This window comes from Bradyrhizobium sp. 62B (genome assembly GCF_030272265.2).
Taxonomy (GTDB): Bacteria; Pseudomonadota; Alphaproteobacteria; order Rhizobiales; family Xanthobacteraceae; genus Bradyrhizobium.
In genome coordinates this window covers 311,549-335,432 of record NZ_CP092842.1, presented here as the reverse complement: position 1 = coordinate 335,432, position 23,884 = coordinate 311,549, and the positions used below count along the sequence as shown (strand labels likewise).

General features: G+C 60.7%; 22 protein-coding genes and 3 pseudogenes. 19 read left to right on the top strand and 6 right to left on the bottom strand.

The window, feature by feature from the left end; translation table 11 throughout:
* Positions 1-9: 9 nt before the first annotated feature.
* From ML401_RS36520 to tnpB (ML401_RS36470), 11 genes and pseudogenes are all read left to right on the top strand, one after another.
* Positions 10-915 (top strand): ABC transporter permease, encoded by a 906-nt coding sequence (locus ML401_RS36520; protein ID WP_285813293.1) that lies wholly within the window; start codon positions 10-12, stop codon positions 913-915.
* An 839-nt stretch (positions 916-1,754) separates the two neighbouring features.
* On the top strand, positions 1,755-2,990 hold the full coding sequence (locus tag ML401_RS36515) for a Tm-1-like ATP-binding domain-containing protein (protein WP_285813292.1): 1,236 nt from the start codon (positions 1,755-1,757) through the stop codon (positions 2,988-2,990).
* A gap of 11 nt (positions 2,991-3,001) precedes the next feature.
* Positions 3,002-3,826, top strand: a complete 825-nt coding sequence (locus ML401_RS36510) for a phosphoenolpyruvate hydrolase family protein (protein ID WP_285813291.1) — start codon at positions 3,002-3,004, stop codon at positions 3,824-3,826.
* Positions 3,827-3,871: 45 nt separating this feature from the next.
* A complete protein-coding gene (locus tag ML401_RS36505) occupies positions 3,872-5,638 on the top strand; it encodes an FAD-dependent oxidoreductase (RefSeq protein ID WP_376717452.1) in 1,767 nt (588 codons plus the stop codon).
* Positions 5,639-5,734: 96 nt separating this feature from the next.
* Positions 5,735-7,147, top strand: a complete 1,413-nt coding sequence (pyk, locus tag ML401_RS36500) for a pyruvate kinase (protein WP_285813289.1) — start codon at positions 5,735-5,737, stop codon at positions 7,145-7,147.
* Between the two features lie 161 nt (positions 7,148-7,308).
* On the top strand, positions 7,309-7,635 hold the full coding sequence (locus ML401_RS36495) for a PAS domain-containing protein (RefSeq protein ID WP_376717451.1): 327 nt from the start codon (positions 7,309-7,311) through the stop codon (positions 7,633-7,635).
* Positions 7,616-7,945, top strand: coding sequence for a multiprotein-bridging factor 1 family protein (locus tag ML401_RS36490; protein ID WP_376717450.1), 330 nt, complete (start codon positions 7,616-7,618; stop codon positions 7,943-7,945). Before ML401_RS36495 ends, ML401_RS36490 begins: the two co-directional genes overlap by 20 nt.
* A gap of 128 nt (positions 7,946-8,073) precedes the next feature.
* Entirely contained in the window at positions 8,074-8,448 is a 375-nt protein-coding gene (locus tag ML401_RS36485) for a CidA/LrgA family protein (RefSeq protein ID WP_285813287.1), read from the top strand.
* Positions 8,445-8,795, top strand: a pseudogene (locus ML401_RS36480) (LrgB family protein); the annotation flags it as partial. The gene ML401_RS36485 and the pseudogene ML401_RS36480, both read left to right, overlap by 4 nt.
* Positions 8,796-8,854: 59 nt before the next feature.
* Positions 8,855-9,262 (top strand): transposase, encoded by a 408-nt coding sequence (locus ML401_RS36475; RefSeq protein ID WP_050426610.1) that lies wholly within the window; start codon positions 8,855-8,857, stop codon positions 9,260-9,262.
* Positions 9,259-9,564, top strand: a complete 306-nt coding sequence (gene tnpB, locus ML401_RS36470; protein ID WP_285813286.1) for an IS66 family insertion sequence element accessory protein TnpB — start codon at positions 9,259-9,261, stop codon at positions 9,562-9,564. The genes ML401_RS36475 and tnpB (ML401_RS36470) overlap by 4 nt, the downstream gene beginning before the upstream one ends.
* Before the next feature lie 5 nt (positions 9,565-9,569).
* Here tnpB (ML401_RS36470) and ML401_RS36465 read toward each other — a convergent pair whose 3' ends face one another.
* Entirely contained in the window at positions 9,570-11,636 is a 2,067-nt protein-coding gene (locus ML401_RS36465; RefSeq protein WP_285812919.1) for a recombinase family protein, read from the bottom strand.
* 512 nt (positions 11,637-12,148) lie between these two features.
* Between ML401_RS36465 and ML401_RS36460 the strand changes: the two genes are divergently transcribed.
* From ML401_RS36460 to ML401_RS36425, 8 genes and pseudogenes are all read left to right on the top strand, one after another.
* The gene (locus ML401_RS36460) at positions 12,149-13,798 is read left to right on the top strand and encodes an IS66 family transposase (RefSeq protein ID WP_376717449.1); all 1,650 of its coding nucleotides are present in this window, start codon (positions 12,149-12,151) and stop codon (positions 13,796-13,798) included.
* 2 nt (positions 13,799-13,800) lie between these two features.
* Complete coding sequence (locus ML401_RS36455) at positions 13,801-14,037, top strand: hypothetical protein (protein WP_285813285.1); 237 nt, start codon at positions 13,801-13,803, stop codon at positions 14,035-14,037.
* Positions 14,038-14,078: 41 nt separating this feature from the next.
* Complete coding sequence (locus ML401_RS36450) at positions 14,079-14,498, top strand: transposase (protein WP_285813284.1); 420 nt, start codon at positions 14,079-14,081, stop codon at positions 14,496-14,498.
* A pseudogene (tnpB, locus tag ML401_RS36445) lies at positions 14,492-14,806 on the top strand (IS66 family insertion sequence element accessory protein TnpB); the annotation flags it as partial. The gene ML401_RS36450 and the pseudogene tnpB (ML401_RS36445), both read left to right, overlap by 7 nt.
* An 88-nt stretch (positions 14,807-14,894) precedes the next feature.
* On the top strand, positions 14,895-16,460 hold the full coding sequence (locus tag ML401_RS36440; RefSeq protein WP_285813283.1) for an IS66 family transposase: 1,566 nt from the start codon (positions 14,895-14,897) through the stop codon (positions 16,458-16,460).
* A complete protein-coding gene (locus tag ML401_RS36435; RefSeq protein WP_285813282.1) occupies positions 16,457-17,059 on the top strand; it encodes a plasmid pRiA4b ORF-3 family protein in 603 nt (200 codons plus the stop codon). The genes ML401_RS36440 and ML401_RS36435 overlap by 4 nt, the downstream gene beginning before the upstream one ends.
* A gap of 134 nt (positions 17,060-17,193) precedes the next feature.
* A pseudogene (locus ML401_RS36430) lies at positions 17,194-17,574 on the top strand (LrgB family protein); the annotation flags it as partial.
* Between the two features lie 158 nt (positions 17,575-17,732).
* Positions 17,733-17,900 carry a hypothetical protein gene (locus ML401_RS36425; protein WP_285813281.1) on the top strand — a complete coding sequence of 56 codons (168 nt, stop codon included), beginning with the start codon at positions 17,733-17,735 and terminating at the stop codon, positions 17,898-17,900.
* Between the two features lie 484 nt (positions 17,901-18,384).
* On the opposite strand, the gene ML401_RS36420 is transcribed toward ML401_RS36425, so the two are convergent.
* Genes ML401_RS36420 through ML401_RS36400 form a run of 5 tightly spaced genes read right to left on the bottom strand, consistent with a single transcriptional unit; the run spans position 18,385 to position 23,691 of the window.
* Positions 18,385-19,275 carry an SMP-30/gluconolactonase/LRE family protein gene (locus tag ML401_RS36420; RefSeq protein WP_285813280.1) on the bottom strand — a complete coding sequence of 297 codons (891 nt, stop codon included), beginning with the start codon at positions 19,273-19,275 and terminating at the stop codon, positions 18,385-18,387.
* A gap of 45 nt (positions 19,276-19,320) precedes the next feature.
* Complete coding sequence (locus ML401_RS36415) at positions 19,321-20,424, bottom strand: ABC transporter ATP-binding protein (RefSeq protein WP_285813279.1); 1,104 nt, start codon at positions 20,422-20,424, stop codon at positions 19,321-19,323.
* Between the two features lie 10 nt (positions 20,425-20,434).
* On the bottom strand, positions 20,435-21,274 hold the full coding sequence (locus ML401_RS36410; protein WP_285813278.1) for a carbohydrate ABC transporter permease: 840 nt from the start codon (positions 21,272-21,274) through the stop codon (positions 20,435-20,437).
* Entirely contained in the window at positions 21,271-22,197 is a 927-nt protein-coding gene (locus tag ML401_RS36405; protein ID WP_285813374.1) for a carbohydrate ABC transporter permease, read from the bottom strand. The genes ML401_RS36410 and ML401_RS36405 overlap by 4 nt, the downstream gene beginning before the upstream one ends.
* 57 nt (positions 22,198-22,254) lie before the next feature.
* Entirely contained in the window at positions 22,255-23,691 is a 1,437-nt protein-coding gene (locus ML401_RS36400) for an ABC transporter substrate-binding protein (RefSeq protein WP_376717448.1), read from the bottom strand.
* Positions 23,692-23,884: the final 193 nt, after the last annotated feature.

Below are 23,884 nucleotides of genomic sequence, written 5' to 3'. Positions count from 1 at the left end.
CCATTCTTGTTGCTGATCGCCATGGTTATCGTTTTTGCGCTCATCAATCCACGCTTTTTGAGCTGGGTGAACCTTTTCAACCTGATGCGGCAATCGTCGATCCTGCTGATCGTCTCAACAGGCATCACCTTCGTGATCCTCATGGGCTCGCTGGATCTTTCTGTTGGCGCGATCGTGACGCTTGTGGCAATTTCGTCGGCGGTTCTGATCCGCGATTTTGAGCTGGGCGCGGTCAATGTAACCTTGCTAGCAGCAGCCATCGGGTCTCTTTGTGGGTTGATCAACGCAACCCTCGTTCTCCGTCTGCGTCTGCCATCTTTTGTCGCCACGCTCGGTACGATGACGATTCTTGGCGGTGTTTCGACCTGGCTGAGTGGCGGGGTCAATGTGTTCTTTCGAAATCCCAACCTGACATGGGTTGCCTCAGGTTCAATCATCGGCCGCATTCCGAATGCGGGCATATTGGCACTCTTCATTTTTTCCCTTGCTTCATTTATCGGCGCGAGGAGCCACTTCGGAAGGTCCTTGTTTGCGATCGGCGCCGGAGGCGTCACCGCTCGGCTCTCCGGCATCAATGTCCTGCGTACCAAGGCGATCGCCTTTGTCGTATCTGGCATGCTTTGTGGAATTGCGGGCTTGCTTCTCGTTGCGCGGACCTCGACCGGAACTGCGCGCATGGGGGATGATCTGTTGCTTCAAGCCATCGCGGCTGTCGTGATGGGCGGCACGGCGCTGTCGGGCGGTTCAGGAGGTGTACACCGGACCTTGATTGGGGTGTTGGTGATCGCCGTCCTTCAGAACGGCCTCAACATCGCCGGTGTCCATACCTACGTCCAGATCATGGTGACCGGGCTCATTGTGATTTTGGCTGTCACAATCACCCTCGATCGATCGCGGCTCGCCTTCATCAAGTAGATTGAGCAATCGCGGCGACTTATCCGTGAGGAACGCCCCGAGAAGGCTGCTATTCGGGCTCGGCTAAGCAGGGGAGGTGCCCCGCGATGCCTGCGAGGACCTCTCCATCAGCTCGCCTGACTGGCGGCCATTTTGGCCTTTGCTGCGTCTGCCCAAGCTTTCCCGTGGGGTAATCGGTGCACGGCCTGGCGGAAGCCGTTTACCCGGTCACTAGCGCCGCTGGATCACTGCAGAAGGAGCTTCAAGCTCTGCGCGGGATTGGCGAGCGCTACTGCCTCGACCTGGAGTTCCCGCTTGATGATCATCTCGGCAATAGGGATTTCCTTTGCCACAGCGCCAGATCCCCAAACCCGCATGCAGCCACCAGGCGTCCGTCGCCAGCCACCCAGAATAGAAGCTGGCCCCTCGGGCCCAGACTTCTGCCGACCGGGATTTCTCCCCCCCAGCATAAGCCTGCCATTTGCAAGTCTCATCGTCCTGGCTTCGACCTCGGCATTGACCGCGCGAGCTGTCCACCCGCTCACCACTTGCTCACCACTTGGCACTTTGTGCAATGGGTAAAACAGCGTCCCAAGGGATGGCTCGCGAAGATGACCTTCGCCTGCTGCGCATCGCGCGCACCTCATGGGCCCGAAGGACGCCGGACAGAAGATGCCGGGAAGAGAGGGGAAGACACGGGCGCGGAGAGGCTATGCAACCTTGGCTAGAGCCGCTGGTGCGCTCCCGATCGCTTCGAGACATCTACCCAATATTACCCAACTCTCGCCGGCGCGGCACTTATTGAGCGTTTCGGCCGCGTTTAGACCGTTCGTATCAAGAACGATCGGAGAGGAAAGATCGTGTCGCACCATTTCACCGACGACGCGAAGTCGGCCAGGCTTGGGCGCTCGCCCAAGGTCGGAGTCGCCGGCGCCGTTGCAATCGTGGCGACGCTCGATACGAAAGGCACAGAAGCGTCTTATCTCCAAAGCATCGTCGAAGGCCTGGGCCGCACGACGGTGGTCATAGACGTCGGTACGTCGAAGGCAAGCTCGGGCAAAGAGGCGACAGATGGCGGCCGCGCCGTTTCTCCCGTCGAGCTCTTGAACGACATTGCCCAATCGGCGCGCGGAACGGTCGATGATCTCCGCCAATCAGGCGCGATCAGCGCAATTGTCGGAATTGCGGGTGGCAAGGGCAGCGCCGTCTTTGGCGAGGTCGTCCGCGATTTGCCATATGGATTCCCGAAGCTCCTTGTGAGTAGCGCCAGGCCCGCACTGCTCGCCGAACTGGCCGTCCATAACGACATCATCCTCTATCCGACCCTTGTCGACCTCTTCGGAATCAACGCCTTCACCGAACGCGTCCTGGACAATGCCGGCCGCGCCGTGGCCGCCATGCAATATGAGCCAGCCCGTCAGAGGAAAAGGAAGAAGATCGTCGCCATCACGGCCTTCGGAGTGACGACGCCGGCGGCAAATCAATGCTTGAGACGTCTTGGAGAGGCCGGCCTCGATGCGATCGTTTTCCCTGCAAACGGGGCCGGCGGGCGCAAGATGGAACAGCTGATCGCGGCCGGTGAGTTCGACGCTGTAATCGATCTGACGACAACCGAGCTTGCTGACGAAATCGTCGGGGGCACCGCCAGCGCCGGACCGGATCGGCTCAAGGCAGCGACGGATCGATCAATCCCGCAGGTCGTCGCGCCCGGCGCCGTCGACATGGTCAATTTTGGTCCACCGTCCAGCGTCCCCGATCAGTTTCGCGGCCGCCAGTTCTACTCCCATACCCGCTACACCACGCTCATGCGCACAACCCCGTCCGAGAACGCAAGCATCGGCCGGCTTACGGCCGAGCGGCTGTCGCGGGCAGAAGCGCCAGCCATCGTGCTCTGGCCGGCAAGAGGCGTCTCCGACTACGACCGCGACGGCGGCGTGTTCCGTGATTGCAACGCCGACCGCGCTTGGCTGGACGCGGTCAAGAAGAATCTGCCGCCCAAAATCGCGGTCCGCGAATTGAACTGTCACATCAACGATTCCGAATTTGCCGAGACGGCCGTGACTTGGATCCTCGAGCAATTGGCGCAGGAAGGCTGACGGCGATGCGAATGTTTGAGCGAAGCGAAATCCTTGCGAAGATCGCAAGCCAGGTGGCAGAGCGCAGAGCGGTTCTTGCCGCCGGCAGCAGCTGCGGCCTGGTGGCGAAATGCGCTGTCCTCGGGGGCGCGGACATGCTGGTGGTCTACTCTACCGGGCTGTCGCGCCTGATGGGGCTTCCGACCAGCCGGATCGGGGACTCCAACGCGCGCACGCTCGAGCTTGCCGCAGAAATCCGCAACGTTGTCTCTTCCATCCCCGTGATCGGCGGCGTTGAGGCCTGGGATCCCGTTCGGCTCGATCTCGATGCGTTGCTCGACAAGTTCTGGGCGGCCGGCTTCTCCGGCGTGATCAACTATCCCACCATCTCGACCATGGGCGACAAGTGGCGCGACCGCCGCAGCCGCGTCGGCCTCGGCTTCGAACGCGAAGTCGAGATGATCGCATCTGCGCGCAAGAAGAACATCTACTCGCTCGCCTATGTCGCAAGCCCGGACGATGCCAAGGCGATGGCAAGCGCCGGCGCCGACTGCATCATCCCTCATGTCGGCGCCACACGGGGCGGGCTCGTTGGCCATGAGGAGGGGCAGTCGGTCAAAGAGGCGATCAAGCGCATCAACGACATCAACGCCGCGGCCAGGAGCGCGCGCTCCGACGTGATCCTGCTCTGCCATGGCGGTGCGATCGCAGAGCCCGAGGATACGGCCGAGGTGTACCGGTCGACGCAATGCGTCGGATTTGTCGGCGCCTCCTCCATCGAACGAATTCCGATCGAACGGGCAGTGAAGGCGGCAGCCGAGGAGTTCAAAGCCGTTCCGCTTCCGCAACATCACTGACCTCAGTTCCAAGAAAATCGCAGAGAGGCTGGAATGGACACACCGATGGGCCAATCAGGCAAGGGCACGACCGTGGCGATCGCCCGAGGCGCAAGGCCGGATCACGAATGGGCAACCGACGTTCTCGTGGTCGGGAGTGGTGCAGCCGGGCTCTCAGCTGCGCTCTATGCGGCAAAAGCAGGACTGCGCGTCACTGTCTGCGAAAAATCCGCCCGGCTCGGCGGCACGACAGCTCTCTCCAATGGCATGATCTGGGTTCCTTGCTCACCCCAGGCGCGCTCAGCGAAGATCGACGACTCGCTTGCGAAGGCAAGGACCTACCTGCAGCATGAACTTGGCACCTATTACCAGGCAGGCTTCGTCGATGCTTATCTCGAGGACGGCCCAGCTGCACTCGCCGCCCTTGAGAACGGGACAGAGGTCAAGTTCACGCTGGCCTCGGCGCCCGATTATCATTCGAGCCAGATCGGCGGCGTCGACAAGGGCCGGGCACTGAGCCCGGCTCCCTATGATGGGCGGCTTCTCGGAGCCGATTTCGATCTGATCGGCGATCCAATCCGGGTCGTGCTTGGCGGAATGATGATCTCATCCAGCGAGGTCAGAAGCTTCCTCAATCCCTTCCAATCCTTTGCCGCCCTCAGGCACGTCTTGCGGCGTGTCGGTCGCTACGCGCGTGACCGGCTGGGCCACAGGCGCGGGACCGAGCTCAGCGGAGGGAACGCCCTGATCGCGCGCCTGCTCGTCAGTCTGCGCAAGCACGGCGTCGAGATATGGCCCGAATCCCCGCTCATAAAGCTGATCAGCGAAGATGGGCGCGTCACCGGAGCCGTGGTCAAGCGGAACGGTTCCGAGCTTCGCGTGCGCGCCTCGCATAGCGTCATCCTCGCAACGGGCGGATTTGCTCGCAGCGCAGAGTTAAGAGCCACGCTCAGTGGTCCCCACCAGCACGATGACACGCTGGCCCATCCGGACGTTGTGGGCGATGGCATTTCGCTTGCGACGAGGCTTGGAGCTGCGATCGACAACAATGTCGCCTCTGCCGGCTTCTGGACTCCCGTCTCAATTCTCAAGAGCGGCAGCTCCTCCCAAGTGGTCCCCTACGGCTGGCTCGATCGCGGCCGTCCCGGCGTCATTGCCGTGGGGCCGGATGCCAAGCGTTTCGTCAACGAATCCAATTCGTATCACGACATTTGCCTGGCGATGTTCACCAGCGGTTATCCGGCAGACAAGCGATTCTACTTCATCTGCGACCAGGAGTTCGTACGGTTGAGAGGCATGGGACATCTGCTGCCCTGGCCCTGGACCTTGAGCATCGGAAGATATGCGCGCCTTGGCTACATCAACGTCGGCCGGACGATTCCTGAACTTGCGAAACAGCTGGGACTGGATCCCGCTGCGCTTCAAAAGACCGTCGAAGAACACAACACGCATGCCGCTGAGGGGCGCGATCCGCTGTTCAAACGCGGTGAATCGGCCTTCAATCGCACGCTCGGCGATCCCGCCGTGAGCAAGAAAAACCCAAATCTCGGACCCATCAAGAAAGGCCCGTTTATCGCGCTTCCAATCGTTCCGGCAACGCTAGGCACGGCGACCGGCCTGGCAACCGATACTTGCGGCCAGGTCCTGGACGGGCAGGGAAGGTCGATTGCAGGCCTTTACGCTTGCGGCAACGACATGACATCCCCGATGCGCGGCATCTATCCGGGAGCCGGCATCACCATCGGGCCTGCGATCGTGTTCGCGTACCGGGCTGTCAACGCTATCCTCTCGGCGACGCAGCAAAAGACAAAGGCCGCCGCTTCCGGAGCTTGACATCGTTTGGATGGGCGGGCGCGTGATCGACAAAACATTGGCAGTCGCCAGGAGCGGCGTTCTCGAAGGCCGCTCATCCAAGGGGCTTGATTTTTGATGCGTCGCTCGCGCCATGCCAAGATCGTCGCAACCATCGGCCCGGCAACCGTCGAGCCAGACAAACTCCGTGCTCTCTATCTTGCAGGTGCCGATACATTCCGCCTGAACTTCAGCCATGGCACCAAAGACGATCACGCGCGCGCCTTTGCCGCCATCCGCGCGCTCGAGCGCGAATTCGGCCGAGCCATCGGCGTGCTACAGGATCTGCAAGGCCCGAAGCTGCGCATCGGCTCGCTTAAAGAGGGCGAGCTCACGCTGCAGGCCGGCGAAACGGTCCGCTTCGTTCTGGACGGAGCAAGAGGCGGAAAGCAGGCGATCCCTCTGCCACATCCGGAGATCTTTGCAGCCGCGCATCCAGGTCAAGATCTGCTCATCGACGACGGCCGTGTCCGCCTGAGCCTCGAAAAGCCAGGCGATGGCGAAATGATCGCGCGCGTCATTGTCGGCGGCGCGATCCGCGATCACAAGGGCGTAAACGTGCCGGGGGCGCTGCTTGATATCTCCCCCCTGACGAAGAAGGATCGCGCCGATCTTGTCTTCGGCCTGGAGCTGGGCGTCGACTGGGTTGCCTTGTCCTTTGTTCAGAAGCCTTCAGACCTGATTGAGGCGCGAGCTCTCATCGGTGAGGCAGCCGGCCTCGTCGCCAAAATCGAAACGCCAATGGCGCTTGATCGCATCGACGATATCATCCAATTGTCCGACGCCCTCATGGTCGCCCGCGGCGATCTTGGGGTCGAGATCCCCCCGGAAAACGTGCCTGGCCGTCAAAAAGAGCTCATCCGTGCTTGCCGCGTGGCCGCAAAGCCCGTGATCGTCGCAACCCAGATGCTTGATTCCATGGTGGCGGCGCCAACGCCGACGCGCGCGGAAGCTTCCGATGTTGCGACCGCCATCTATGATGGGGCCGATGCCGTGATGCTGTCAGCCGAAACGGCAAACGGCGCTTATCCGGCCGAAGCCGTCGCCATGATGGATCGTATCATCCGGAGTACGGAGCAACATCGTCTCTATCGCTCCTTGATCAGGGCTGCACAAGTCGACGAAGAGATTACCCCTCCACACGCCGTCGCAGCGGCAGGCGCAGATCTTGCCGCCACGATCGAGGCCAAAGCCATCATCGGCTTCACGGCGAGCGGGACGACCGCGGCCCGCATTTCGTGCAAGCGGCCACCGGTTCCCGTTCTTGCTCTGACGCCAGACGAAATCGTGGCGCGACGCATGTGCCTGTTGTGGGGCGTCCATAGTGTCGTGGCCAGCGATCCCTCCGGCCATGAAGAAATAACCCAGATCGCGGCCGTGGCAGCACAACGGGAAGGCTATGTGCAGTCGGGCGACCTGGCCGTGGTGGTCTTTGGCCTCCCATTCGGACAAATAGGCGCGACAAACAACGTCCGCGTGGCTGTCTGCTAGGACAAGGCCGTTAGCCGTGAACCGTCTGTCGAGCCGTCTTTATGTCGATCTGCACTTGAAGGTGAGTTTCGCATCATTCGTCCGAACGACACTTTGCGCTGGATCTACGGCCGGGCCCAACCGCTGCTCGATGGCGCCGGCAAGTCCAACTGCTTCTTGGGTTGGCGCTCGATGTTACCGAACGGCGCAATCTCTCAGACGCACGGAAAATAGAGACGGAGCGCTACAGCGCGCTGGCTCAGATCTGTCGAGGTTTACTATGGACAAGCATTGGCGATGGCCACCTCCCGGCAGCTGAGGCTTCCGAAACGCATGGATCTCCGGTCAACTGGATCAATCTCCTCCATGAAGACGCCCGCGAGGCAGTTCTGCGCGAATGGGCAGTGTCGGTCGAAACTGCGCAGCCTTTTAGCGTCGAATGCCGCTTGCAGCGAGCAGACGGGCTCTATCGCTGGCATGAGGGCGGCGGTGCCGCTCAAGACCGATGACGGGTGCGTTCTGGAATGGCTTGGCATGTGGAGGGAAGCGCACCATGATATACTGGCACGAGAGCGACGAGGGACCTCAAAGCTCACCGGCAGGCAACTGCGTGCCGCCCGTCGCATGCTGAACTGGTCGGTCAAGGAACTGGCCGAGCGGGGGTGCGTCTCCTCGGCGGTCATCCGGCGGCTCGAGGAGTACAACGACACGCCACCAATGTCCGATGCTCTGACGGAAAGCTTGCGAAAGACCTTTGTCGATGCAGGAATCGAATTTACCTTTCCGGTGGTAGCCAAGCCCGGTGTTCAGCCGCGATGACGCTCCGCCGGCAAAAGGAGATGGTTATCAATCGTTATCTTTTTTGCAGCGCCGGAGCGCGGCGCCGCTCTCAACAATTGAGCTTCCGGCAGCGTCTCCTCGTGTAAAAGTGCTACTCAGGTGCCCCCATGCTGGCAAGTCTCGGTCTTATCCTGCTCTGCCAATTGATCGGAGAAGCCATGACTCGCGGGTTCGCCCTGCTGCTGCCTGGTCCGATCGTCGGGCTCCTGCTGCTGTTGATTCTGCTGCTCGTCCGTGACCGTTTCGCAATCATCGCTCCGCTGCGAAACGGCTGCGTTGAGACTGCAAGCAGGGGGCTGCTCAACAATCTGTCCCTCCTGTTCGTCCCGGCCGGCGTAGGTATCGTGGACAACCTCGATCTCATTTACGCTCATGGGATGGCAATTGTGCTGATCCTTGCCCTTTCGGTCACAGTGACCCTTCTCGCGACCGTGCTGACGTTTCGCCTGGTCAGCCGTCTGTTCGGTCATGAGACGCCATGAAGGACCACGCATTCGCCCTCTGGGTCTATCTGTCGCACTCGCCTCTGCTTTGGCTGACGATCACCTTGCTGGTTTATACAGTCTCGGAGGCGCTGTCGCTTGCCCTCCACCGACATCCGCTCGCCAATCCTGTTCTCCACGCGGTCTGGATCGTTGGCGTGTTTCTGTTCGTGACCGGCACGCCATATCCGGTCTATTTTGGTGGAGCGCAGTTCGTACATTTCTTGCTCGGCCCAGCCACAGTCGCGCTCGCTATCCCGCTCTACGAGCACCGCAGGATTGTCCTCGCCTCGATCGTGCCAATGCTGGCAGCCCTCGTTGTGGGCTCGGTCACGGGGGTCGTGTCGTAAGCCTCCGAGGAGAGCCGCCTTGCCGCGGGCTGGCCTGATGGTTGAGAACTGTACGTATGGACAGCCATACGATCAGTACGCTGAATCGACTGGAAGTGGTTGATACAGGCCGGCGCCGCCGTTGGTCTGAGGAGGAGAAGGCGCGGATTGTTTTAGAGAGCCTGTCCGAGCCCCGCCTGGTTGCGGCGACAGCGCGGCGATACGGCTTGTCGCGTTCTCTGTTGGTGACTTGGCGAAGAGCCTTCGCGGCGACCCGGACTAAATCCGAGGCTGGCTTTGTCAGGGCAGTTGTGGCCGAGGGGGTGCCCGCGGCGTCGGTGGCGGTATCATCGGAGAGCGCGACCGCAGATTCGACGGAGCGTCGGATCGAGATCGAGCTGGCTGGCGGGCGGCGCGTCATTGTCGATGCGGGCGTCGACGTTGAGGCGCTTCGCCGGATCATCGAGATTTTGGATCCACGATGATTCCTGTTCCTACGGGAGTTCGGGTGTGGCTGGCGACGGGCCACACCGACATGCGCAAAGGCTTCGCTTCATTGTCGTTGCAGGTGCAAGAGGTGCTGCGCCGTGATCCGCTGAGTGGTCATTTGTTCTGCTTCCGTGGACGCAGGGGCGATCTATTGAAAGTGATCTGGCATGACGGCCGGGGAGCATGCCTATTTACGAAAAAACTCGAAAGAGGTCGTTTTGTCTGGCCGTCGCTGGCGGACGGCGTGGTGTCGATCTCGCAGGCGCAGATGAGCTACCTCCTTGAGGGCTGTTGTTGATGCCCCTACTTTTCACGGTGATCCTCCCTCAGATCAATCTGCGCGATACGATGATTTCTCAAGCTGCGAATGGCCTGCAACGCGTTTGTGTTGTCAGGAAAGAGGAAGCGGCCCGAAGCCTCTCGGGTGGTCAGGATGCTCCCTCGCTTGAGCTGAACATAAATCCATTTGACGGGTATCCTGAGGCGTTGTGCTAGTTGGGTTACTGACAAATGGTCGGCCACCGCTGACCACCGTGTTCGATGCCGCACCTTGAGGCGGTGTTTGAGACGAATGCGCCGGACCGTGATCGGCAGAACTTTGTCAGCCTCCCATGGCGAGTGATGTCCTTCCTGCGTCAGAATGCGCGCGATCTCATCGTCGTAGGCGCCATCCCGCGCCAATGCGCATATGCGTTCTATCATCTCCTTGTGACGCGGCAGCGCAGCCACAGCATTCACAGGTAGGGTGACTACAAGCTCAGTGGTCGCGCCGCCGCGCCACACAATGCGCACCTCAGCCTTGTCCCGAGCACAGCGGCGCATCACCACCTTCTCGATCAGACAGCGCAAGAGCGCCTTGCGGTGGTCCCTGCGGGTTGCGGGGTTGTCCCATAGCGCCGGAAGACGATTTCCAAGGGCGATTACCTTGGCACGCAGATCGTGAGGAACGCCCAAGGGTTCATTGGACTTGTGCATCGTGCGCTGGGCTAATGCCTCCTCGGCTCGGCGCAGCTCCGATAGAGCGGCTTCCCACCGTCGTTCCAGTTCGCCTGTCACGAGCCGGTTATCGGGATCGGCGCGATTGAACTGGCGCTCGGCGAGGGCTGCCTGATAGCGAAGCCTCTCAACCTGCTGCTCTTCAGCGTGCCGCAGGGCTCTTTCGGACTGCAGATGGGTCTTGCGCGCTTTGGACAACGCATCGATTTCCGCCGGTGCCACAGCTTCCAAGAATGCCGCCGCAACCTGTGCGTCGATCGGTGCGGCGCGCAGGTTCTGACATTCCGGTGCGCCACGCTGGATTTTCAGATGATTGCAGACATATTGACTGCCGCCCTTGTAGCGCACGGCCATCTTGTGTCCGCATTCGCCGCAATAGGTGATGCCGTGAAGCAGGGCTGCCCCGTCGCGCGGGATTCCGCGGCTCTTGATGTGCTGGTATTCCGCACGATTGTCGCGCAGCATCGCCTGGATCTTCTCGAAGGTTTCCCAGTCGATATAGGCCGGGTACTTTTCCCTCACCACGATCCTCCAGTCCGTTCCACGACGCGGAGACTTTTGTGGACGCTCTCCCGGTATTTTGGACGGCTTCTGCCAAGTCCTTCCATAGACAAAGGCGCCTGCATAGGCCGGATTCTTCAGGATCGCCGTCACGGCCGACACCGTCGCAGGCTGCCAGCGCAGATCGCCATGGCGGTCGAGGCGAGGCAGTGCCAAGCCGCGGCCAACAAAGGCCCGCATCGCTTGCGCGGCGGTCCGTACTTTCAGGAAGGTCTCGAAGAGCAGCGACAGGCGCCCCTGCACCTCGAGATTGGGATCCTTGGTGACCACCCCTGAAGGGTCGCGGACAAGGCCCGCCGGCAACTGCACGACCAAGTCACCGCGTTCGGCTTTTGCCATACGCCCAGTGGTCATCCGGCTTCTGATCGTGTGCAATTCCAGCTCTGAGATCGTACCTTTCAGGCCGAGCAGCAGGCGGCCATTGGGTGTCCCAGGATCATAAACGCCATCCCGGTCGGCGATCAAACAATGACGGTGCCCGCAGACATCAAGTAGCGGGTACCAATCCGAACAATTGCGCGCCAGGCGCGTCACGTCCATCGATAGGATAAGGCCAACCTCACCAAGAGTGACGCGGGCGACCAAGTCCTTGAAGCCTTTCCGGTGCGCTGCGCCAGCGCCGCTCTGCCCAAGATCGCTGTCAATCACATCGATGTCCGCCTCGTGCCATCCGAGTTCGCGAGCACGCTGCGAGAGGGCGTACTGAAGCTTTAGGCTTTCTTGATTGGTGATCACTTGGTGTGGCGTCGACTGCCGCACATACACCACTGCTTTGCGGTCCAGGTGATCCGGCTTGACGAGTTCCGAGCCCATCGCTCATCTCCCGCAGGACTTGGCCGAGATCCTCTGCGATCGCCTGCCGGAGCGCTTCCGGCAGACTGCGCCAGACCTCTCGAGGTTCGATGGGCATGTGCCCCCGCTCTCTTCGGCCAACGCGATTAAGTCCTGCAGCGCGTCGAGGCTCAGCTTGGTTGGCGCGGCGCGCGGCAAGCCGTTCCGCTCAAGATTCGTCGCCCCGAGCGGCAGAAGAAGCGTGAGACCGAATCGGTAATGTACACGCGCAAAGAGCTCCTTGCACGCTCCGCGTGTTGTCGTCTCCTTGCCGATCGAGATTAATCGATAGCGCCGGCCATAAAGCGGATGACGCGGATCAACGACTTCCACCTCTTCGGAGGTGGCCACGTCATCGTCACTCTTATGGGTATCTCCCGATGCCCTCGTTGTCCGGCATCGACTGGCGCAATCCCCAAGAGTCCTGGCGTCCGACCAGCGTAGGCTGAGACTTTGTCATTTGAGTTTGGCAGCGAATGTGATTCCATCTGGCCATGGACTCCAGCGCCGACCTGCCGCCCGATCTTGCCGCCGCGCATGCAATGATTTTGGCCGAACGCTCGGCCAGGCTTGCGGCGGAAGCCAGGCTTGCTGAAGCGGCCAATGCCCAGGCGAAGCAATCGAGCACCGAAGCGCTGATTGCCCATCTCAAGCTCGAGATCGAGAAGCTACGACGGACGATATATGGCACTCGCTCCGAGCGGTCGGCACGGCTGCTCGATCAGCTGGAGCTTGAGCTTGAGGAACTCGAGGCGGACGCGACCGAGGATGAGCTGGCTGCCGAGAAGACGGCCGGGAAGACGCAGACGGTGCGTTCGTTTGAGCGCAAGCGGCCGGTGCGTCAACCCTTCCCCGACGACATCGTGCGAGAACGCGTGGTCCTGCCGGCCCCGACGCAATGCCCCTGCTGCGGGTCGGCGCGGCTGTCGAAGCTCGGCGAAAGCGTGACCTCGACGCTGGAGGAGATCCCACGCCGGTTCAAGGTGATCGACACAGTCCGGGAGAAGTTCAGTTGTCGGGATTGCGAGGCGATCACGCAGCCGCCAGCGCCCTTCCATGCCACCCCCCGGGGCTATATCGGACCCCAGCTTCTGGCGACGATCCTGTTCGACAAATTTGGTCAGCATCAGCCGCTAAATCGACAGAGCCAGCGCTTCAAATGTGAGGGGATCGCCCTGTCGGTCTCGACGCTGGCGGACCAGGTGGGCGCCGGAGCCTTTGCGGTCAGACCCATCTTTGAATTGATCGAAGCCTATGTGCTCTCCGCCGATAGGCTCCATGGCGACGACACCAAGATCCCGATCCTCGCAAAAGGAAAAGCAGCTCCCGGCCGGATTTGGACCTATGTTCGCGACGATCGGCCATTCGGCGGGCGAGATCCACCGGCCGCGCTGTTCTACGCCTCACGTGATCGGCGCGGCGAGCATCCCGCGCGGCATCTTCAGAACTTCGCCGGCATCCTGCAGGCCGATGCCTATAGCGGGTTCAACGCTCTCTTCGATCCCGGACGCAAGGCGTTGCCGGCCACGCCCGCCTTCTGTTGGGCACATGGCCGGAGGGCGTTCTTCGAACTTGCCGACATCGCCCAGAACGCTCGCCGCGGAAGATCGGCGACGGCGATCTCGCCCGTTGCGCTGGAAGCGGTTCGTCGGATTGACCAATTGTTCGAGATCGAGCGCGACATCTATGGGCTGAGCGCTGAGGAGCGGCTGCAGATCCGCCGGGAAAGAAGCGCGCCACTGCTGACCGACCTTGAGACTTGGCTCCGGGCGGACTCTGCCCGGCTCTCGCGTTCGTCCAACGTGATCAAGCCGATCAACTATCTGCTCAACCGTTGGGAGGGCTTTGCCCGCCTTGTCCACGACGGAAGGATCTGCATGACGAACAATGCAGCAGAGCGGGCGTTGCGCGGTTTTGCTCTGGGAAGAAAGGCATGGTTGTTCGCCGGTTCTGATCGCGGCGCGGAGCGGGCTGCCGTGATGGCCACGCTTATCATGACGGCGAGTCTCAACGACATCGACCCGAAAGCCTGGCTTGCCGACGTCCTCGCGCGCATTGCCGACATGCCACAGAACCACCTGTACGAGTTGTTGCCCTGGAACTGGACGCCTCCTGCGTCGAGGTCCTCCGCCCAGGCGGCGTAGCCATGCACGTCAACAAGGTTCACGCCGTCTTCACCATCGCTCGCGTCGCAAAAGACCTCGGCGAAGACGAGGACTGGCTCTGGGACGTGGCGAACGGAATGGACACAGAGGATGGTGTCATCTGGGTTTACGGCATAGGTGACGACCAGGTCATGGCGTTCACCGACTTCGGCATCGAAAACCTGATGGAGCGTAAGCGTAGCGCCGAGGCCCTTTGGATTGTTTGTGCGGAGTCTTGAGAGCACCGTTAGAAGAGTCATCTTCTGGAAGGGTGCTCATAATGGACGACCATTCTGACGACATAAGACGACCGTTGTCACCGCGTATTGAAGTGTTCGCTGGCGCAGGTCGCAAGCGGTGGCCGGATGAATTGAAGGCACAGATTGCCGCGGAAAGCCTCGAGCTGGGGGCGGTTGTCACAGAGGTCGCCCGTCGCCATGGCTGCCGGCCCCAGCAGGTGCACGACTGGCGGCGCCGGGCACGTTTGGGCCAGTTGGTGCTGCCGACTTCGGAGACGCTGTCGTTCGTGCCGGTGGTATCGGAATCGGCGCTACCGGCGGCCGCAGAGCCGACCAGGTCGCCGGAAGCAGCCATTGTGACGGTTGAGCTCCAGGGAGCACGCGTGGAGGTGCGGGGGGCGCCTGGCCTTGCTGTGTTGAGCGACGTGTTCTTAGCGCTTCGACGGACACGTTCATGCTGACGCCGCCCGCGAGCCTCATGATTTACGTGGCGACGCAACCTGTAGACTTCAGAAAAGGTGCGGAGGGCTTGGCGCTGTTGGCGAAGGAGACGCTGGGCCATGACCCGATGAAGGGTGTGGCGGTGGTGTTCCGTGCGAAGCGCTCTGACCGGGTGAAGATCGTCGTCTGGGATGGCAGCGGCCTTGTGATGTACTGGAAGCGGCTCGATGGCAGCGGCTTCAAATGGCCTCCCATTGTGGCCGGCGTGATGCGGATGAATGCCGCCCAGCTGTCGGCGCTTCTGGCTGGCATGGATTGGACGCGCATGCATGCGCCTCGCGACGCATCGCCGAGCACTTGCGTAAAGATACAAATCTTCGCTGCATCGGGGCGCGAAGCATGGCAGACTCGGGGCAATGAGTGATTTGCCTGATGAACTGCCGAGCGATCCGGCCGAGTTGCGGGTCTTTGCCGCGGCTCTGCTGGATCGCTGCGCCAGGCTCGAGCGGTTGCTCAAGCTTGCAAAAGGTGCGCAGTTCGGTCGGTCCTCGGAAAAGCTGGACGCTGATCAGCTGCAGCTTGTTCTGGAGGATATCGATCAGGCCGTCGCGGCCCTCGAAGCAACTGAGGATCGCGCCAATCCCAGAGTTTGCGAGAAGAGAGCTGCCGCGCGCAGAGCCAACCGGGGTCAACTTCCGGAGCATTTGCCGCGCATCGTCGAAATCCTGATGCCAGCGGAGACCAGTTGCCCGTGTTGTAACGGCGACCTCTTCGAGATCGGTCACGATGAGAGTCAGAGGCTCGATGTCGTTCCGGCGCAGTATCGCGTTATCGTCACCCGCCGGCCCAAGCTGGCCTGCCGCGCCTGTCACGGCGTCGTCCTCCAGCAGGCTGCGCCCGAGCGACTGATCAGGGGAGGATTGCCCACCGAGCGGCTGGTCGCGCATGTGATCGACGCCAAGTATCATTGGCATTTGCCGCTTTACCGCCAGGCGCAGATGCTGGCGACCCACGGAATAGCGCTCGACCGTTCCACGCTCGCCTTCTGGGTCGGCTATGCCGCCCAGGAATTGAAGCCTTTGTGGCATCGTCTACGCCAGCTTCTGCTCGCCTCTTCGAAGCTCTGTGTCGATGAGACCCCCGCACCGGTGTTAGATCCGGGGCGCGGCAGGACCAAAACCGGCTACTTCTGGGCGCTGTCACGCGATGACAGGCCCTGGGCAGGACCTGACCCACCTGGCGTGGTTTACGCTTATGCACCGGGCCGGGGGGCCGTCCATGGCTTGAGGCTGCTCGAGGACTACCGCGGCATCATCCATTGCGACGGCTATCAGGCCTACAAGACCATGACCCGAGAGACGCGTGCGGATGCCCTGTCCGGAACGCTCGCCTTCTGCTGGTCGCATCTACGGCGCCAGTTTGTGAAGATCGAGCGCGAGGCTTCGCCGGCGCCAGCTCCGGTTGCCCGCGAGGCTCTCGAACGCATCGCCCAGCTTTACGCAGTCGAGAAGGCCCTCCGCGGCCGATCGGATGCGGAGCGCTGTGCCGGCAGGCAGGCGCATGCGCGGCCTCTCGCTACAGCCTTGAAGCAGTGGTTTGAGGCCAAGCTTGATCACCTTGCACCGAAGAGCGACACGGCGAAGGCCTTGCGTTACGCGCTCCGTCATTGGAGCGGCCTGACACTCTACCTTGATGACGGGCGCATCGAGATGGACACGAATGCTGTCGAGCGTGCGATGCGGCCGATCAAGCTCAACGCCAAGAACTCTCTTTTTGCCGGGTGCGACGAGGGCGCCGAGAATTGGGCAGTCCTGGCTTCGTTAATCGAGACTTGTAAGCTCAATGGCGTCAGTGCCGAGCACTGGCTCGCTGATGTTCTCGCGAAGCTCGTCAATGGTTGGCCTGCGGCGCGACTGGACGAACTGCTCCCTTGGGCATCGATCTACACGATGCTTGCACACGATCCGAGGCTGGCGGCATGAGCCTGAACACGACCGCGGTCCGGATCAAGGTGACCCTCAAGGACGTGAAACCGGAGGTGATGCGTCGCCTTGTCGTGCCGTTCACGCTGCGCCTTGATCGGCTGCATCTGACGCTGCAGGCGGCATTTGGCTGGACGAATAGCCACCTCTTCGAGTTCTTCGCTGGTGAGGTCCGTTGGGGCATTCCAGATCCTCACAACGATTACGGCCACCATCCCATGGATGCCAGCAAAGCGCGGCTTTGCGATGTCGTTCGCGAGACTGGCGCCAAGACGATCCATTATCTCTATGACTTCGGCGACAGCTGGGACCATGTGATCAAGCTCGAAAAATGGTTCGAGAACACCACGACGGAAGGACTTCCCTTCTTGCTCGAGGCCACCGGGCGTTGTCCTCCGGAAGACGTCGGCGGTGCGCCGGGTTATGCCGAATACCTCGAAGCCATCAGAGACCCCGCTCATCCGGACCACGAACATGTGCGCCTCTGGGGTCCGGAGCGGTTCGATTCCAACGTCATCGACCGGAAGGCGCTCGAAGCTGCCGTCAACGCGTTGTCCGACACATGGAAACCGCGGCGACGCGCGACGCGAACAAAATAGGCGTCAAGGGCCAGTCAAAAGGGCCGCAGAACTGCGCTTACGATGGAGCTCATCAGGATGCACAAGGAAGACCCCGAACTTCTCACGCGGTGGAATCGGTGAGCCCCTGTCCGCGGCCTAGCTCGGATGGATACGTCGTGTCGATCGTGCTACTTGCGAAAGCTGCTGGCTTGCCGCGCGAGGTTGTGCTGTCCCTTGCGCCTAAATCTGTGACAGCGGCGGTCGCAATGGGGATCAGCGAAACACTGCACGCCGATCCTTCTCTGACCGCCGGCGCGGTGATCCTCACCGGGGTCATGGGGGCGATCATTGTGACGCCATTGATGGATCGGAGTGGCATCACTGATTTTCGTGCGCGTGGCTTTGCCGCGGGCATCGCGGCGCACGGTATTGGCACTGCGCGAGCGTTTCAGGTGGACGAGGTTGCGGGCGTGTTCTCAGGGATTGCGATGAGCTTGAACGCGCTGGTTACGTCTTTGCTCGTACCTCTCGCTGTCACACAATTGTTGCGGTAAGCCACCGCGGATGGCCCGTTCTGACAAGGTCCATCCTCCCTTTTGCGGATAGACTTTTCAGCGGCCACCTCAGGGGTCCTTCCTTGTTTGCGAGAGCACTTGTTGATTGTCTCCCTTAGTTTGAAGATTTCATGCGAGAACATTTCCGATGAGGTCCCATGAGCGTCAAGGCCGTCATGGCGAAGGCCCTGCAGCACGAGCTCGCCTCTCGTGGCGTGAGCTCACTCACGCGTTCTGATTACGAGGCGGTTATTGAGCAACTGATCAAAAGACTGACAGAGCTCGAGTTTGATCTTCGCGAGCGATCAAGTAAGGGGACGCTATGAGTTCTGACCTAACCCGTCACTCAACTCGCGCCGTAACCGGCACGAGTAGTTTGCCTCACTTCCGTTCGCGGCGGCCCGCGAAATAGGACGTCCTGGTGGCGACGATCAGGGCACTTCAACTGGCGGCACCGCCATGCTGACCAAAACAAAACATAACATCACCTCGCGCCCTGCCGTTTACGTTAACCGCAGCCGAGATTTGCGGAGGAGCCGCCGCCGGGCTATCTCGTGCCTGTCAGCTATCGCTACTGCACCTGGGGCAGGGCAATTTCAAGTAGCTGACGCCGGGGCCGGTGGCCATAATCCTCGGCAAGCCAGCGGCCCCACTTGTCTTAGCTTCTGTTTTGAACTGTTCATGCTCGTATTTATCCGCCCCAGGCGCGTAATGCTAAGACCGCGAGCTGGCGCCAACTCGTCTGCGGCTTGCACCAGCTAGTTGCTCTGTGCCAAGTGCCGCGTGCCGACCGGAAACGAGTTTCCGACCTTAATCGAATTTAGGCAGATGTAGAGGCACCCCTTCGCAGGGCACATCGAGCTCTTCAACCTGACCCTTGCCGACCTCTGTCACGCGCAACTTCTTGCCTTCAATCGTGAAGGCGCAATTTGTCGGTTGCGGCCCATCCAACATGAGCCGATCCACGACGTTGCCGCCGCGGTCGAGCACAGTGACGTTCTTCTGATTATAGACTGTGCAATAGAGCCGGCCGTCGGTGCCAAAAGCCATCCCGTCGGGCCCCTTGAAGTCAGGATTGGGGTCGGGCTGCAGCACATTGCCGAAAACAACACGTTCAGGCATGGGCTTGCCGAGTACGTCATAGCGGTAGATTTCGCCCGTGAACGACGCGTTGGCATAGAGATGGTCGTCGGGCCCGAAAGCAATCCCGTTGGTGAAGCGGATCCCGCGATCGAGGACGCGAAGGACCTTCATGGCCGCGGGATCGATTTCGTAGACGCTGCCGTCCCAATCAAGGTCCATATAGCCCTCGACGAAGGCCTGCCCGTTGATGAAATCCTCAGCCGCCATGCCTGAATCAGTCATGTAGAGCAGTCCGTTGGGGCCGAAGCAGAGGTCATTCGGAAATAAAAAGCGATCGGCGCCTTCGCCCTGCATGCGCCGGATCTCGTTTCCGGCTTGGTCGATGCAAATCAGCACCCGCAGGCCGGCTTCTGCGATCCAGATGCGGCCGTGGCCGTCCGACGTCAGTCCGTTCGGGCGGCCGCCCGTCGCGCGAACCACTCTGCGATTGCCTCGCTGATCGAGCCGCGTGATGCACAGCGTCGATGCGGACATCTCCGTGACATACATCGATCCGTCGGGGAGGCAGATTGGCCCCTCGGGCGCTCCGATTCCGGTAGCAAAACGTCTCGATGCCATGCTTTTCCCCCTGCACCCCGTTGTTGGGTTTGCGAACTCTTGCGCTTAGGCGATGACCGAGCCGGTGGCCGGATCGATCAGCACCATCCGATTGAGGTCGATGGCGAGCTGGATTCGCTCCCCATGGCTCTGAACATCATGTGCTTGCAGCTCCGCGACTGCGTCTACTCCGCCGATCTTGATGGTCGTGAAGGTGCGAGTACCTGTAGGCTGGATGAGATCGGCAACCGCTGAATAGGGCACCACCCCATCGCGCAATGGTCCGTCGCCGGCTCGGCTGAAATGCTGGGGCCGAATGCCGACAATGAGCTCACGTCCCGCCACGCTAGAAAGGACGGTGGCCTTCGCAGGCGGCACAGTCAGGGATTCTCCGGAACCGAAAACGACAGAAAGCCCGCCATTCATCGCCGTCAGGGTTGCCGGTATGAGATTGATCGAAGGAGAGCCGAGGAAGCCCGCCACGAAGCCCGTTCGCGGCCGCTCGAACAGTTCGAGTGGAGCTCCCTGCTGCTCGATTTTTCCATCACGTAGCAGCACGATACGATCCGCCAGCGTCATCGCCTCGACCTGATCGTGTGTAACGTAGATCATCGTGGTGGTGATCTCGTGATGCAGACGCTTGATCTCGGTCCGCATCTCGTCGCGCAATTGAGCGTCCAGATTTGAGAGCGGCTCGTCAAACAAGAAAAGATCCGCCTTGCGAACGATGGCCCTTCCGATCGCGACGCGTTGACGCTGTCCACCGGAGAGCTGACGTGGATAACGCTGGAGGAGATTACCGATGCCGAGCATCTCGGCGGCTTCGCTGACCCGCTTCCTGATCTCGATTTCGGGCGTCTTGCGGGCGCGCAGACCGAACGCGATATTCTCATTGACGGTTAAATAGGGATAGAGTGCGTAGTTCTGAAATACCATCGCAATGTTGCGTTCGCGCGGGCGCAGATCGTTGACGATAGCGCCGCCAATCGCGATCGTGCCGTCGTCCGGATCTTCGAGACCGGCGATCGTCCGCAAAAGCGTGCTCTTGCCGCAGCCTGACGGACCCACGAGCACAGCGAATTCGCCATCGCTGATCGTTAAGTCTAGTCCCCGAACGGCATGCACGTTACCGTAGTATTTGTGCACTCCGGTCAACTTGACGTCGGCCACTCTAATCTCCCTAACCCTTGACTGCGCCGAGCGAGATGCCGCGCACGAGATAGCGCTGCATCACCGTAACTGCGACGAAGATCGGCAAAGTCCCCAGGGCGGACATCGCCGCGATTTTCGCCCAGAAATTTGACTGGCCACCGAAATAGTGCGTCAGCATGACCGGAAAAGTGATCACTTCGGTACGCGTGAGCACCAGCGCGAAGAGGAAGTCGTTCCAGGCGAACACAAAAGTAAAGACCGAAGTCGCCATGAGCCCCGGGCGCACCATCGGGAAGACGACCTTCCAGATGACCTGCCATCGGTTCAGTCCGTCGACGAGGGCGCTTTCCTCCAGCTCGATCGGAACATCAACGATGTAACCCCGCATCATCCAGATGACATAAGGCAGATTGAACGCGGTATAGAGCACGATCAGGCCGAAGTAGCCGTCAACCAAACCGAAATAGACGTAGATCAGGAAGATCGGGAAGACGACCGCAATCGGCGGGATCATGCGCTGGGAAATGATCCACATCGCAAGGTTCTCGCCGCCCGTGCCGAACCGGGCGAGGCTGTAGGCGCAGAGGGTACCAAGAATGATGGCAATGGCGGAGCTAACGCCGGCGACGATCAGGCTGTTCAGGATGGCCATGACGTCACCATCCTTGAATAGGACATAATAATTCGAGAACTGGATCTGCCCAGGCATCCACAATGGCGGCACGTGATAGATCTCGTCCGGCGTCTTGAACGAAATCATAAACAGCCAGTAGACCGGAAATAGAAACAGCAAAGTGACGACGCCGGCGCCGATATAGCGCAGCACCAGAACGCGTGCCTTCCTGGTGGGCAGCTTCATCAGCCTCATCGCGCAATCTCCATGCGCTTGAGGACAAGCGTGGTAACGGCAGTGAGCAGCGCAATCACCAGGAAGGAGATCGCGGCGGTGTAGCTGGTTTCGAATTGCGAGAAGCCCTGCACATAAGTGTAGAGTGAGATCGTCTCGGTCATCGAGCCCGGCCCGCCTTCGGTGAGGGCCCAGATGATGTCGAAGAGGCGCACGAGGTCGAGGCCGCGGATCAGGCATGCTACAGCTATCACAGGCGCGATCGCCGGCAGAATGATCGCCCGAAGCACGCGCAGGTACGGTGCTCCATCAATCTCAGCAGCCTCCAGTTGAGACTGATCGACATTGGACAACGCGGCAAGCAGCAGCAGAAACATGAACGGGGACCACTGCCACACTTCGCAGATGATGATCGCCGGATAGACGTAAGCAGGGTTGACGGTCCACAGGATCCGGACCGGCTCGCCGGCGAAAAAGCTGAGTATCTCACCGATGGGACCGAAGCGGACGTCGAACAGCAGGCGCCAGGTCGCACCAGCAACAATCGGAGAAATCACCGTCGGCAGCACCAGGAGCGCGACGAAGAGCTGGCGCCCGGGCATGCGGTCGATGAAGAGCTGCGCCATCAGGAAGCCGATCAGTAGCTCCAGGGGCAGGGCGATTGCTGTGATGATCGCGGTGTGGCCGAGCGATGCCCACAAACGGGTATCTCTGAACAACTCCGCATAGTTCAGCAAGCCCGCGAAAGACGTATCGTTGTCCGTCATCGTAATGCGCTGGAAGCTCACGATCAGCGAGTAGATGAGGGGAAAGAGGCCGACGAGGAGAAGGACCAATATTGCGGGCGCAACGATGAGATAGGGTAGGCGGTCCTCGAGCACGCGCCCGAGCCGGCTCGGGCGGCGATGTTCAGTGCCATTGAGGCTTGTAGAGAACGTCATCATCAATCCAGGAATCGCGCCGCACGGGAGGTGGTGCCTCCCGTTCGCCCTCCAAGCCAACTATTGCGGATAGGCGCCTGGTTTTGCTGCCCAGACCTTATAAACCGCCTTCTGGTTTTCGATGCCCACCTTCTCGGTGATGGCATCAAACTGCTGCGCCATGCGGTCGAGAATGGCCTTCGGATCTTCGCCGGCCCAGAGGCTCGAAATGGCCTTGGTCATCGCCTCGTCGTACTTGTCCTGCTGCAGCAGGGAGAGATCGAGCAGGCCCTTCTCGCCAGATGTCTTGATCGTGTCGAGATAGGCAGGAGCATCAGGCCAGAGCGCACGGTATTTCTCGCTCGCGTAGTGCGACAGGCGGAATGGATCGCGCAGCGTATAGGGGAGCTGCACGCGCTCAAGGCTGGTCTTCTTGCTGTTCAGCCATTGGATGAAGAGATAAGCGGCCTCCTTGTTCTTGCTCGTGGCCGAGACGGACAGGTCGAAACCGACGCCAAGCTCCGGGCGACCGAGGGGTGTAAGCGCATACCCGACCTTGCCGGCGACTTGCGATTTGGGCACCCACTTCAGCGCCTCCTCGCCCGAGCCGTAGCCGGCGGCCCAACGCCCATAAGGAGGCCAGGAGATCGTCATGGCGGTGGTGCCCTGGAGGAACGCGGCCAAGTTGTCGACAAAATTCCATTGCTCCACGCCTGGTGGCATGAACTTGTTCTCGGCCAACATCTGCTTGAAGACCTTCAGGCCGACCTCGCTATTCACCGTCGATTTCATAGTATCGGCATTGAAGAACTTGCCGCCCTCCATGCGGAAACGTTCCTGGAACATGTATTGCGGATAGGGCGCAGTTCGGAAGAAGCCGGCGCCGTAGACCTTGGGCGCCATCTTGTCAGTGATGAACTGTCCGATCTCGTCAAACTGCTTCCAGTCCTTGGGCGGAGCGAGCTCGTAGCCGAACTTGGCCTTGAACCCCTCCTTCATCTTCGGATCCTCGAAAATGTCTTTGCGGTAGTAGAGCAGCATCACATCGCCGTCATCCGGGAAGCCGAAGATCTTGCCGTCATACTGCATCTGGTTGTCGCGATAGGCCGCGGCAATGTCCTGCAACTCGTCGCGATAGCCGAATTTGTCGACATATTTGTCGAGAGGCTCGAGCGCTCCGGCCCGGGCCAGGTCGGGCATCCAGGATGGAATGACGTTCAGTGCGTCATAGGCCCCGGCGCCCGACTTGAAATCCTGCATGATCTTGGTGAACATCTGGTCGGTCGGCACCTCGACCACCTTCACCTTGATGCCAGTGAGCTTCTCCCATTTCGGACCCGAATAGTTGAGCGGGTCCAACGATTGAAGGCCCGCCTCCCAGACGATACTGATCGTCGTGCCTGCATATTTCTTTGCAGCTTCGACAGCAATGTCAGCGGCATCCTTATCAGCGGCAGGGGCCGATACACCTGTGAGCGCAAGGATAGCTGCCACGCCCAACAATGTCCTGAACTTCATCCCTTCCTCCTCCTCGTTTGAGCAATCCTAAGCCGCCAAGGTGGCCCCGGAGCCTTTGCCTCGGCGCGTCGAGCGGTTACCCATGCTGGACGTCGACTGCCGCACCGTCGGAGGGCTGTCGAACGAACAGATGAGTGTCTTTGGGGATGGCCATCCGAGCTCAGGCCGCGCATGCCCGATGGCCATGAATGCG

Bases quoted from the DNA above. Each gene is read 5' to 3' on its own strand.
- ML401_RS36460 (WP_376717449.1), top strand. From the start codon at position 12,149: ATGGACTCCAGCGCCGACCTGCCGCCCGATCTTGCCGCCGCGCATGCA.
- ML401_RS36420 (WP_285813280.1), bottom strand. From the start codon at position 19,275: ATGGCATCGAGACGTTTTGCTACCGGAATCGGAGCGCCCGAGGGGCCA.
- ML401_RS36475 (WP_050426610.1), top strand. From the start codon at position 8,855: ATGGACAGCCATACGATCAGTACGCTGAATCGACTGGAAGTGGTTGAT.
- ML401_RS36505 (WP_376717452.1), top strand. From the start codon at position 3,872: ATGGGCCAATCAGGCAAGGGCACGACCGTGGCGATCGCCCGAGGCGCA.
- ML401_RS36435 (WP_285813282.1), top strand. From the start codon at position 16,457: ATGAGCCTGAACACGACCGCGGTCCGGATCAAGGTGACCCTCAAGGAC.
- ML401_RS36450 (WP_285813284.1), top strand. From the start codon at position 14,079: ATGGACGACCATTCTGACGACATAAGACGACCGTTGTCACCGCGTATT.
- ML401_RS36485 (WP_285813287.1), top strand. From the start codon at position 8,074: ATGCTGGCAAGTCTCGGTCTTATCCTGCTCTGCCAATTGATCGGAGAA.
- ML401_RS36425 (WP_285813281.1), top strand. From the start codon at position 17,733: ATGAGCGTCAAGGCCGTCATGGCGAAGGCCCTGCAGCACGAGCTCGCC.
- ML401_RS36405 (WP_285813374.1), bottom strand. From the start codon at position 22,197: ATGATGACGTTCTCTACAAGCCTCAATGGCACTGAACATCGCCGCCCG.
- ML401_RS36440 (WP_285813283.1), top strand. From the start codon at position 14,895: ATGAGTGATTTGCCTGATGAACTGCCGAGCGATCCGGCCGAGTTGCGG.
- ML401_RS36400 (WP_376717448.1), bottom strand. From the start codon at position 23,691: ATGAAGTTCAGGACATTGTTGGGCGTGGCAGCTATCCTTGCGCTCACA.
- ML401_RS36510 (WP_285813291.1), top strand. From the start codon at position 3,002: ATGTTTGAGCGAAGCGAAATCCTTGCGAAGATCGCAAGCCAGGTGGCA.
- ML401_RS36465 (WP_285812919.1), bottom strand. From the start codon at position 11,636: ATGGGCTCGGAACTCGTCAAGCCGGATCACCTGGACCGCAAAGCAGTG.
- ML401_RS36455 (WP_285813285.1), top strand. From the start codon at position 13,801: ATGCACGTCAACAAGGTTCACGCCGTCTTCACCATCGCTCGCGTCGCA.
- pyk (WP_285813289.1), top strand. From the start codon at position 5,735: ATGCGTCGCTCGCGCCATGCCAAGATCGTCGCAACCATCGGCCCGGCA.
- tnpB (WP_285813286.1), top strand. From the start codon at position 9,259: ATGATTCCTGTTCCTACGGGAGTTCGGGTGTGGCTGGCGACGGGCCAC.
- ML401_RS36410 (WP_285813278.1), bottom strand. From the start codon at position 21,274: ATGAGGCTGATGAAGCTGCCCACCAGGAAGGCACGCGTTCTGGTGCTG.